General features: G+C 58.4%; 8 protein-coding genes. 2 read left to right on the top strand and 6 right to left on the bottom strand.

Annotation, left to right across the window (positions count from 1 at the left end; translation table 11 throughout):
• The 4 genes from ACR0NF_RS15720 to rpsL all read right to left on the bottom strand — a co-directional run.
• The coding region (locus ACR0NF_RS15720; RefSeq protein ID WP_170744588.1) for a GTP-binding protein at positions 1–111 on the bottom strand (111 nt) is incomplete at its 3' end.
• Positions 112–171: 60 nt separating this feature from the next.
• Positions 172–2,289, bottom strand: coding sequence for an elongation factor G (gene fusA, locus ACR0NF_RS15715; protein ID WP_480471825.1), 2,118 nt, complete (start codon positions 2,287–2,289; stop codon positions 172–174).
• 18 nt (positions 2,290–2,307) lie between these two features.
• The gene (rpsG, locus tag ACR0NF_RS15710) at positions 2,308–2,778 is read right to left on the bottom strand and encodes a 30S ribosomal protein S7 (protein WP_010441203.1); all 471 of its coding nucleotides are present in this window, start codon (positions 2,776–2,778) and stop codon (positions 2,308–2,310) included.
• Positions 2,779–2,793: 15 nt separating this feature from the next.
• A complete protein-coding gene (gene rpsL / locus ACR0NF_RS15705) occupies positions 2,794–3,165 on the bottom strand; it encodes a 30S ribosomal protein S12 (protein WP_005621086.1) in 372 nt (123 codons plus the stop codon).
• A gap of 396 nt (positions 3,166–3,561) precedes the next feature.
• On the opposite strand from rpsL, the gene ACR0NF_RS15700 reads away from it, so the two are divergent.
• Positions 3,562–4,377, top strand: coding sequence for a putative rhamnosyl transferase (locus ACR0NF_RS15700; protein WP_480778558.1), 816 nt, complete (start codon positions 3,562–3,564; stop codon positions 4,375–4,377).
• Here ACR0NF_RS15700 and ACR0NF_RS15695 read toward each other — a convergent pair.
• On the bottom strand, positions 4,362–5,231 hold the full coding sequence (locus tag ACR0NF_RS15695) for a DMT family transporter (RefSeq protein WP_480471823.1): 870 nt from the start codon (positions 5,229–5,231) through the stop codon (positions 4,362–4,364). The genes ACR0NF_RS15700 and ACR0NF_RS15695 overlap by 16 nt on opposite strands.
• Before the next feature lie 148 nt (positions 5,232–5,379).
• On the opposite strand from ACR0NF_RS15695, the gene fosX reads away from it, so the two are divergent.
• Positions 5,380–5,784 carry a FosX/FosE/FosI family fosfomycin resistance hydrolase gene (gene fosX / locus ACR0NF_RS15690; protein ID WP_480485027.1) on the top strand — a complete coding sequence of 135 codons (405 nt, stop codon included), beginning with the start codon at positions 5,380–5,382 and terminating at the stop codon, positions 5,782–5,784.
• 92 nt (positions 5,785–5,876) lie between these two features.
• Here the strand turns inward: fosX and rpoC are convergent, their stop codons facing one another.
• Complete coding sequence (gene rpoC, locus ACR0NF_RS15685; RefSeq protein WP_480778557.1) at positions 5,877–10,118, bottom strand: DNA-directed RNA polymerase subunit beta'; 4,242 nt, start codon at positions 10,116–10,118, stop codon at positions 5,877–5,879.
• Positions 10,119–10,148: the final 30 nt, after the last annotated feature.

Genomic DNA, 10,148 nt, shown 5'->3' with positions numbered 1-10,148 from the left:
ACCGAAATACTTGGTGATTGCTGCGGTCAGCGTCGTCTTGCCGTGGTCAACGTGGCCAATCGTGCCGATGTTGACGTGCGGTTTTGTACGCTCAAACTTTTCCTTTGCCATGATGGCCTCCTTTTTCGGTAATGAAGGGAGCCCCGGACCGGAGCTCCCTCAAATCTTCGCTTATGCGTATTTCGCCTGGATCTCGTCCGAGATGTTCTGCGGAACCGGATCGTAGTGGTCGAACTGCATGGTGAACTGGGCACGGCCCGACGACATCGAACGCAGGGTGTTGATGTAGCCGAACATGTTCGCTAGCGGCACAAACGCGTCGATCGCGATTGCGTTGCCGCGCGGTTCCTGGCCAGAAACCTGGCCACGACGCGAGGTCAGATCGCCGATGATACCGCCGGTATATTCTTCCGGGGTGATCACTTCGACCTTCATGATCGGTTCCAGCAGTTTCGCGCCAGCTTTGCGCATGCCTTCACGCATACACATACGGGCCGCGATTTCGAACGCCAGAACGCTCGAGTCAACGTCGTGGAACTTACCGTCCAGCAGGGCAACCTTGAAGTCGATCACAGGGAAGCCAGCCAGCGGGCCGCTGTCCATGACCGAGTTGATGCCTTTTTCGACACCCGGGATGTATTCCTTCGGAACAGCACCACCAACGATGCGGCTTTCGAACGAGTAACCTTCGCCCGGCTCTGTCGGCTGGATTTCCAGCTTAACTTCGCCGAACTGACCCGAACCACCCGACTGTTTCTTGTGGGTGTAGGTATGCTCAACCGGCATCGAGATGGTTTCGCGATAGGCCACCTGCGGTGCACCAATGTTCGCTTCAACCTTGAACTCGCGCTTCAGACGGTCAACCAGGATGTCCAGGTGAAGTTCGCCCATGCCTTTCATGATGGTCTGACCGGATTCCAGGTCAGTTTCCACACGGAAGGACGGGTCTTCGGCGGCCAGACGGGCCAGACCCTGGGACATCTTCTCTTGGTCGCCCTTGGTTTTGGGCTCAACCGCGATCTCGATAACCGGATCGGGGAAGGTCATGGTTTCCAGAACCACCGGATCCTTTGCGTCACACAGAGTGTCACCGGTGGTGGTGTCTTTCAGACCCGCCAGCGCGATGATGTCGCCTGCAAACGCCTCTTCGATCTCTTCCCGGTTGTTCGAGTGCATCATCATCATACGACCGATGCGCTCTTTCTTGCCTTTGGTCGAGTTCAGGATCGAGTCACCCTTGTTCATGGTGCCCGAGTAGATTCGGGTGAAGGTCAGCGAGCCAACGAAGGGGTCGTTCATGATTTTGAACGCCAGGCCCGAGAAAGCCATGTCGTCGTCTGCACGACGTGCGATGTCACGAACTTCTTCCTCGTCGCCGGGTTTGAAGCCCATGTAATCGACAACGTCCAGCGGGCTGGGCAGATAGTCGATCACAGCGTTGAGCAGCGGCTGAACGCCTTTGTTCTTGAACGCCGAACCACCCAGAACCGGAACAAACGCGATGTCCAGTGTACCTTTGCGCAGCAGGGCGCGCAGGGTCTCAACGTCGGGCTCATTGCCTTCCAGGTATTCCATCATCGCGTCGTCGTCCATTTCGACGGCCGCTTCGATCATCTTGCCGCGCCATTCGTCAGCCATGTCTTTCAGGCTGTCGCGGATCGGAGCTTTGATCCAGCTTGCGCCCAGATCTTCGCCCTGCCACAGCCACTCTTCCATGGTGACCAGATCGATCAGACCTTCCAGCTCGGACTCGGCGCCGATCGGAATACCAACCGGAACAGCGCGTGCGCCGGTGCGGTCTTCGATCATGCGAACGCAGTTGAAGAAGTCTGCGCCGATCTTGTCCATCTTGTTGACGAAAACCATACGCGGAACTTTGTAGCGGTCAGCCTGACGCCACACGGTTTCGGTCTGGGGTTCAACACCGGCGTTTGCGTCCAGAACGCAGACGGCACCGTCGAGAACCGCCAGCGAGCGTTCGACTTCGATGGTGAAGTCAACGTGGCCGGGGGTGTCGATGATGTTCAGGCGGTGCTTGGGGGTATCAGCGGTCTGGCCGTCCTCGGTGCGCTCCCAGAAGGTGGTGGTCGCAGCCGAAGTGATGGTGATGCCGCGTTCCTGCTCCTGCTCCATCCAGTCCATGGTGGCTGCACCATCGTGCACCTCACCGATGTTGTGGGATTTACCAGTGTAATACAGGATACGCTCCGAGCAGGTGGTCTTACCTGCGTCGATGTGCGCCATGATACCGAAGTTACGGTACAGTTCGAGCGGATATTCGCGTGCCATTGGTCTAAGCCTCTCGGATTACCAACGATAATGGCTGAAGGCTTTGTTCGCCTCGGCCATCTTGTGGGTGTCTTCGCGCTTCTTCACGGCGGTACCGCGGGACTGTACAGCGTCCAGCAGTTCGCCGGCGAGGCGTTCTTCCATGGTGTTTTCGTTGCGGCCACGCGCAGCAGTGATCAGCCAACGGATGGCCAGTGCTTCGCGGCGCTCGGGGCGCACTTCGACCGGAACCTGATAGGTTGCACCACCAACCCGGCGCGAGCGAACCTCGACCGACGGTTTGATGTTGTCGAGCGCTTCGTGGAACACTTCGACAGGAGCGCGCTTTACCTTGTTCTCAACGCGGTCAAAGGCGTTGTAAACGATGCGCTCGGCGACCGACTTCTTGCCGTCGATCATCAGGTTGTTCATGAATTTTGTCAGAACCTTATCGCCAAACTTGGCGTCAGGCAGGACTTCGCGTTTTTCGGCGGCGTGACGACGTGACATATCAGCCTCTCCTTCTTACTTGGGACGCTTCGCGCCGTATTTCGAACGACGTTGCTTACGATCTTTGACGCCCTGAGTATCCAGAACACCGCGCAGGATGTGGTAACGCACACCGGGAAGGTCTTTCACACGGCCGCCACGGATCAGAACAACCGAGTGTTCTTGCAGGTTGTGGCTTTCACCGGGGATGTACGAGATCACCTCGAACCCGTTGGTCAGGCGCACCTTGGCAACCTTACGCATCGCCGAGTTCGGCTTCTTCGGTGTGGTGGTGTACACGCGGGTGCAGACGCCGCGTTTCTGCGGGCACTGCTCCAGGTGCATGGACTTCGAGCGTTTTACTTTGGGCTGCCGCGGTTTGCGGATCAGCTGTTGAATAGTTGGCATTCCGGTTTCTTCCCCGTTTTGCAACACACATGACATGCACGCGGCTGCGTGCGGTTAAATTCGCTGCACTCATGCGTCCACAAGCGCAAAACCCGCGAGCGTTCCCATTCCGAGGTGAACGTCGCGGTTTGTTATCAGAGGGCGCGAACGATAAAAGTGTCCGGGCCTTGACCAGTTCATTACTGAAATCGGTTATGGGGCGGCCCCCGGTACCGAGATGACGCGCGTAATAGGGGGAGTCGGGCCAAGTGTCAACAGCGCGCGGGTCTGGACGCCCCTGACGCCGGATAGTGCTGATTTATCAGCGTATCCTGCACAATTCCAGCCCGCGCGCCCGGTTGCAGGCCCGACAGTGCAAAGGCATAGTCTGGCGACGCCAATCCTGACGGGTGAATCATGCAAGCCATCGGCCTGTGCCGCTTTTCCTACCCCGCCCTCGGCGGATTTCAGATCGAACATGAAACCGTCGAAGAACGCCGCCGCTATCTTTATAACCCTGCCCGTCTGGAAGAGCGTTTTCGCCTGTTCGAGGTCACCACCCTGCCCTGTTTTCGCGAACAGACCGATGAGGATTTCGAATTCCTGATCGTAATCGGGGATTGCCTGCCGAAGCCGGCCTTTGACCGGCTGCACGACCTGACTGCCGGGATGCGTCAGGTGCGGATCATTCAGAAATCTGCCGACACGCAGATCGGCCCCCGGCAGATCATGAAAGAGATCCTGAACGCGGCCCGCGCCAACCCCGAGCAACCCTGCATCCAGTTCCGACATGACGACGATGACGCGGTGTCCGTTGATTTCGTGGAACGCCTGCGCATCGCGGCGCAGGAAGGGGCCGGGTTGATGGCAAACAACCAAATGGTCGGAATTGACTATAGCCTCGGGTTCCTCGCCCGATTTGGCCCGGCTGGCGTGCGTGCCGCGGAGGTCTATAAACCACTGCTGGGGGTCGGGCTGGGCATGTATATCGCGGGTGGCTGTAGCCATTCGATCATGAATTTCACCCACCACCGCGTCGGACGCTTCATGCCGGTACTCAGCTATTCGGATGCGCCGATGTGGGTGCGCACGCTCAATGGCTTCAACGATTCCAAACGCGCGCGCAACAACAAGGATGAATTCCCGGAACTGACACCAGAGCTTGAAAGTGAGTTCATCGCGCGGTTTGCGATCAACCAAAACCTGGTCCGACAGGTTCACTCGGCAGCTTGAGTGGATCTTTCACGGAACAGGGTGAACAACCCTGCGCCAACCACAAGTGTGGCCCCCAGCATCGTCACTGGATCGGGCCAGTCGCCAAAAACCAGCCAGCCCAGCACCAAAGCCCAGATCAGGCTGGAATAGCGGAACGGCGCGACAAAGCCGACCTCGCCCACGCGCATGACCATCACGCTGAACAGGTAGCCCCCGAGCACGAACACCGCCGCAGAAACGGTCAGGGTGCCTGCTGCCAGAGGTATCGGCACCCAGCCTTCAAAGACCGAAACCACCGCTGCGGTCACCGTGATCGTCAGCGAGGTGGCCAGCGTAACCACCATCGAGGGGACCTCGGCCGACATGCGCCGGGTGATCAGGTCCCGCGCGGTCACCGATACCACTGCAACCAGAGCATAGAATGCATAGAGGCTGAACCCATCGGGGCCGGGTCGGACGATCAGCAGCATACCGGAAAACCCAAGTGCGATTGCCACGATGCGCCGCCAGCCGATCCGCTCACCAAAGATCAGCGCCGCCCCAAGCGTCACCGTCAAAGGCAAGGCCTGAAGCACTGCCGTCACGTTCGCCAGCGGCATATGCTTCAGCGCTGTCAGAAAGAAAAACGTGGCGCTTAACTCGCTGACGCACCGCAGCGCGACCAGCCATTTATCGTGGCGCGGAAAATCCAGATTTAACGCCCCCAGATGGCGCGCGAGCAGATAGACCAGAGCAGTCGCCACCGCGCCCCGGATCGCAATCATCTGAAACAACGGCAAATCCTGCAATGCGACTTTGACCAGCGTGTCATTTACGGTGAAGGCGGCCATGCTGCCCATCATCAACAGCGCGCCTTTGACATTTGGGGTCATTCTGGTTTGGTCCGGTCCTAAATTATTGCGACCATTGGCCGGACAGCCTGCTGCAATGTCAACTCATCATTGACCGCGCTCACAGAACCCGCTGACTTTGACCCGCGCCCTGTTATGCTAAAACCCAACGATAGCAAAAAGGTGCACCGTGATCGAAGGTCTGAGCCACATAACATTCATCACAGCCGACCTCGACAAGATGGAAGAAATCCTGACGACAGTTCTGGATGCGCGTAAGGTCTATGACAGCGGCGACAAGACTTTCTCACTCTCGAAAGAGCGTTTCTTCGACATCGGCGGTGTCTGGGTCGCGGCAATGGAAGGCGACCCGTTAACCCAGAAAACCTATAACCACGTCGCCTTCAAAATGGGTGCGGATGAGTACGAGGACAGGCTGCAGCGCATCCGATCGCTTGGCCTCGAACTGCGGGAAGGCCGGGCGCGGGTTCCAGGGGAAGGTCAGTCGATCTATTTCTATGACCACGACAACCATATGTTTGAACTGCACAGTGGCACGCTGCAAGAGCGCTTGATACGGTACGCCGAAGGTTGAAATCAGTGGTGGTCTGGCCGCGTATGAGGCGGATCGACCAAAGAAAAAGGCCCCGCGATGCTGCAGGGCCTTTTTTTAGCTTTTCGGTGCGCTTACTCGCGGCTTTCCGGCGTTTCCACCAGTACATCCAGCTCGTCACCGACCATATCGTCGTCGATCATCGGCGCAGCCAGAGCAGCGGCGGCTTCGGCCTCTTCCCGGCGGGCTTCGATGACCACGTTGTCACGCGACTGCGCGATGTGGCGGACAGCCTGAGTTGCACCACCTGTACCGGCAGGGATCAGGCGACCAACGATGACGTTCTCTTTCAGGCCAACCAGCTTGTCCTTTTTGCCCTGAACCGAAGCCTCGGTCAGAACGCGCGTGGTTTCCTGGAACGAGGCCGCCGAGATGAACGAACGCGTCTGCAGCGAGGCTTTGGTGATCCCCAGAAGGATCGGTTCGCCCTGAGCCGGACGACCGCCGCGCGAGATGGTCTTCTCGTTGGCTGCGTCGAACTCCTGCTTGTCGACATGTTCGCCTTTCAGCAGGGTGGTGTCGCCTGAATCCAGGATCTCCCACTTCTGCAGCATCTGGCGCACGATAACCTCGATGTGCTTGTCGTTGATCTTCACGCCCTGCAGACGATAGACGTCCTGCACCTCGTCGATCATGTAATCCGCCAGCGCTTCGACACCCATGATGGACAGGATGTCATGCGGAGCCGGGTTACCGTCCATCAGGTATTCACCCTTCTGGATGAAGTCCCCTTCGGCGACCGGGATGTGCTTGCCCTTGGGCACCATGTACTCGATGGTCTCCATGGACTCGTCAGCCGGTTCGATGCTGATGCGGCGCTTGTTCTTGTAGTCGCGGCCAAAGCGCACGTAACCATCGGCTTCTGCGATGATCGCGTGATCTTTCGGACGGCGGGCTTCGAACAGTTCGGCCACACGCGGCAGACCACCGGTGATGTCCTTGGTCTTGGCGCCTTCACGCGGGATACGCGCAACAACGTCACCGGCTTCGATCTGCTGGCCATCTTCAACCGACAGGATCGCATCCACCGACATCGGATAGTGAACCGGGTTGCCCGCATCGTTGCGGACCGGCTCGCCATCTTCACCGACCAGAATGATCTCGGGCTTGAGGTCGCTGCCTTTGGGGGCGGCGCGCCAGTCGATCACGATCTTCTGGGTCATGCCGGTTGCATCGTCAGTCTCATCCCGGACAGCAAGGCCCGAAACAAGGTCGACATATTTCGCAGTACCGGCTTTCTCGGCGATGATCGGCAGGGTGTAGGGATCCCATTCGAACAGCTTGTCGCCACGGGCCACCTTGGTGCCGTCTTTGACAAACAGCTTGGAGCCGTAGCCCAGCTTGTGGCTCGCACGCTCTTCGCCGTGTTCGTCGCTGATCACCAGCTTCATGTTCCGGCCCATGACCAGGCTTTCGCCTGCGGCATTAACCAGAATCTGCGGGTTCTCGAAGGAAACGACGCCTTCCTGGCTGGCTTCCTGGAACGACTGTTGACCACCTTGCGCAACACCACCGATGTGGAAAGTCCGCATCGTCAGCTGCGTACCGGGTTCACCGATGGACTGGGCGGCAATGATGCCGACAGCTTCACCTGTGTTCACCATGGTACCGCGTGCAAGGTCACGACCGTAGCAAGTTGCACAGACGCCTTCCTCGGACTCACAGGTCAGAGGCGAGCGGATACGCATCGAGGCAACACCGGCTTCGTCGATGGTGTCAGCCATACGTTCGTCGATCAGCTGACCTGCGGCCACGATCACCTCATCGGTGCCCGGTCGCAGAACATCGTCAGCCGCCACACGGCCCAGCACACGTTCAGCCAGCGAGGCGACAACCTCACCGTCGTTCACGGCTGCTTCGGCAGTGATCGCACGCTCGGTGCCACAGTCGATCTCACGAACGATACAGTCCTGTGCGACGTCGACCAGACGACGGGTCAGGTAACCCGAGTTCGCCGTCTTCAGAGCGGTATCCGACAGACCCTTACGGGCACCGTGGGTCGAGTTGAAGTACTCGAGAACGGTCAGACCTTCTTTAAAGTTCGAGATGATCGGCGTCTCGATGATATCACCGTTCGGCTTGGCCATCAGACCACGCATACCGCCCAGCTGTTTCATCTGAGTGACCGAGCCACGCGCACCCGAGTGGGCCATCATGTAGACCGAGTTCGGTTCCTGCTCGGAGCCGTCCTCTGCCCGATCCGACGACGAGATCGTGCTCATCATCGCCTCGGTGACGCGGTCGTTACACTTCGACCAAGCATCAACAACTTTGTTGTACTTTTCGCCCTGAGTGATCAGGCCGTCCATGTACTGCTGTTCAAAGTCCTTCACCTGACCGCGGGTGTCATCAACGATGCCCCACTTGTCGTCCGGAATGACCATGTCGTCCTTACCGAACGAGATGCCCGCCTTGAACGCTTCTTTGAAGCCCATCGACATGATCTGGTCACAGAAGATGACCGACTCTTTCTGACCGCAGTAACGGTAGACGGTGTCGATCACCTGCTGCACTTCTTTCTTCCGCAGCAGGCGGTTGACCAGTTCGAACGGCGCTTTGTTGTTCATCGGCAGCAAGGCACCCAGACGCAGACGGCCCGGAGTGGTCTCGTAACGCTTTTGAACTTCGTTGCCTTCGTCGTCGATCTGCGTGATCCGCGCGGTGATCTTGGTGTGCAGATGCACTTCGCCGGAATCCAGCGCGTGCTGAACTTCGTCGATCGACCCGAACACTTTGCCTTCACCCGGCATGCCTTCGCGTTCCAGGGTCACATAGTAGAGACCCAGGATCATATCCTGCGACGGAACGATAATGGGCGCGCCGTTTGCAGGCGACAGAACGTTGTTCGTCGACATCATCAGAACACGGGCTTCCAGCTGGGCCTCAAGGCTCAGCGGGACGTGAACGGCCATCTGGTCGCCGTCGAAGTCGGCGTTAAAGGCCGAACAGACCAGCGGGTGCAGCTGGATGGCTTTACCTTCGATCAGGACCGGTTCGAACGCCTGAATGCCCAGACGGTGCAGCGTCGGCGCACGGTTCAGCATGACAGGGTGTTCGCGGATCACCTCGTCGAGAATATCCCAAACTTCGGGACGCTCTTTCTCGACCAGTTTCTTCGCCTGTTTCACGGTCGAAGACAGACCCTTGGCTTCAAGGCGCGAGTAGATGAACGGCTTGAACAGCTCCAACGCCATCTTCTTGGGCAGACCACACTGGTGCAGCTTCAGCTCGGGGCCGGTCACAATGACGGAACGGCCCGAGAAGTCGACGCGCTTACCCAGAAGGTTCTGACGGAAACGACCCTGCTTGCCTTTCAGCATGTCCGACAGCGATTTCAGCGGACGCTTGTTGGCGCCGGTGATCACGCGGCCACGGCGGCCGTTGTCGAACAGAGCATCCACGGATTCCTGCAGCATCCGCTTTTCGTTGCGGACGATGATGTCAGGCGCGCGCAGTTCGATCAGACGCTTCAGACGGTTGTTCCGGTTGATGACGCGGCGATACAGATCGTTCAGATCCGAGGTCGCGAAACGGCCACCATCCAGCGGAACCAGCGGACGCAGTTCCGGCGGAATGACCGGGATCACGGTCATCACCATCCACTCGGGGCGGTTACCCGACTCGAGGAAGGATTCAACAACCTTCAGGCGCTTGATGATTTTCTTGGGCTTAAGTTCGCCAGTGGCTTCGGCCAGATCAGCGCGCAGCTGCTCGGCTTCGGCTTCCAGATCGATCTGGGCCAGCATCTCACGGATGGCTTCGGCACCAATATTCGCGGTGAACGCGTCCATGCCGTAGGCATCCTGAGCGTCCATGTACTCTTCTTCAGTCAGCATCTGGCCGTAGGTCAGGTCAGTCAGACCGGGCTCGATGACGACGTAGTTTTCAAAGTACAGAACACGTTCCAGATCGCGCAGCGTCATGTCCAGCATCAGGCCGATGCGGGACGGCAGCGACTTCAGGAACCAGATGTGTGCAACAGGCGCGGCCAGTTCGATGTGGCCCATACGCTCGCGGCGGACTTTCTGCAGGGTGACTTCCACACCGCATTTCTCGCAGACAACGCCGCGATATTTCATCCGCTTATATTTGCCGCACAGACACTCGTAATCCTTGATCGGGCCAAAGATACGCGCACAGAACAGACCGTCACGTTCAGGCTTGAACGTCCGGTAGTTGATGGTTTCGGGTTTCTTGATCTCGCCATAGGACCAAGACAGGATCCGCTCGGGCGACGCCAGCGAGACCTTGATCTCGTCGAACACCTTCGGGGGCGTCAGCGGGTTGAACGGGTTGTTGGTGATTTCCTGGTTCATTTGTTACCTCAAATCTTGCGGAAGGGGGGA

Source organism: Ruegeria sp. CF4, from assembly GCF_056537345.1.
Note: the sequence above shows the minus strand (reverse complement) of the source record. Positions and strands in the feature narration are given on the sequence as shown.